Here is a 1,228-nt window from a genome sequence, read left to right as displayed (position 1 = left end):
ACCACGCCCGCACCGGCCGCGGCTACCTGGCCGACGTCGTGGTCTGCACCCGGGCGCCCGGGCCCCGCCGCCCGCCCGCCGTCGCCGTCAGCCCCGTCAGCCCCGTGGGCCCGGCCGCGCCCGCACCGGTGGGCCGCGCGTGAGGCCGGCCGTGGCGCGGGCGCAGGGGCCCGTCACGGTCGACGAGGCGTGGCAGCGCTACCTGCGCCCGGAGCGGTGGGCGGAGTGGTCGCCGCAGGTGCGCCACGTCGACAGCGACTCCGACGTCATCGCCGCCGGCTCGGCCGGCACGGTCCGCACCGTCGGCGGGGTGCACGTCCGCTTCGTCGTCCTCGACGTGGACGCCGCCGCCCGCTCCTGGTCCTGGCGCGTCCGGGTGGGCCCTCTGGTCATGGTGCTGGACCACCTGCTGCACGCCCGCCCCGGCGGCGGGACCCGCGCCGAGGTCGTCATCCACGCCCCGTTCCCGGTCGCCCGGCTCTACCGGGTGCCGGCCACGGTGGCGCTGTACCGCCTCGTGCACTGAGGGGCGACGGGCCGCGCCCGGTCAGACCACGTCGACCGGGGTGCCCAGGGGCAGGGTCCGCGCGAGGTAGGTGATGTCCTCGTCGGACAGCCGGATGCAGCCGTGGCTCGAGGCCGTGCCGACGCTGCCCGGGTCGTCGGTGCCGTGCAGGCCGATCTGGCCCGGGCCGCCGCCGAAGCTCGTGAGGACCTCGGAGAAGCCGGACAGGCCGTAGGCGTACGGGCCGTAGCCGTCGTTCGTGGGCTCGAGCAGCTCGGTGAGGAAGAACGAGCCGAGCGGGGTGGGGGTGTCGCCCGTGCCGCTGGCCGCAGGCATGGTGCGGACCAGGCGCCCGCGCTCGTACAGCCGCAGCTCGTTGGCGGCGACCGACATCTCCAGCCGGTGGTGGACCGTGGCGACGGCGACGTCGTCGGCGGCGACCCAGCCGGTGCTGCCGTTGGGGCGCACCGGCAGCAGCACGCGGTACCAGCCGTCCGGCGCCTCCTCCGCGACCAGCAGCGTCAGCGGGGCCCCGGTGTCCCGCACCGCGGCGAGCCGGTGCGTCTCGGACCCGCCGGGCCGGTCGAGCACGCGCAGCTCGCGACCGACGGGGGTGAGCACCGAGCGCTCCGGGTCGGCGACCACGGCGGCGGCCGTCGCCGGGGCGGGGGCAGCGGGAGCGGGCGAGGACGCGGCGGCCGGGGAGCCGCCGGCGACGACCCG

2 protein-coding genes are annotated in these 1,228 nt (G+C 78.3%); one reads left to right on the top strand and one right to left on the bottom strand.

Annotated elements, in window-relative coordinates; all coding sequences use genetic code 11:
• Window positions 1-151: 151 nt before the first annotated feature.
• A complete protein-coding gene (locus tag WCS02_RS20440; RefSeq protein WP_340296159.1) occupies window positions 152-526 on the top strand; it encodes an SRPBCC family protein in 375 nt (124 codons plus the stop codon).
• Window positions 527-547: 21 nt separating this feature from the next.
• Here WCS02_RS20440 and WCS02_RS20435 read toward each other — a convergent pair.
• The coding region (locus tag WCS02_RS20435) for a L,D-transpeptidase family protein (protein ID WP_340296158.1) at window positions 548-1,228 on the bottom strand (681 nt) is incomplete at its 5' end.

This window comes from Aquipuribacter hungaricus, from assembly GCF_037860755.1.
Taxonomy (GTDB): domain Bacteria; phylum Actinomycetota; class Actinomycetes; order Actinomycetales; family JBBAYJ01; genus Aquipuribacter; species Aquipuribacter hungaricus.
This window is presented reverse-complemented; position numbering and strand designations above follow the sequence as displayed.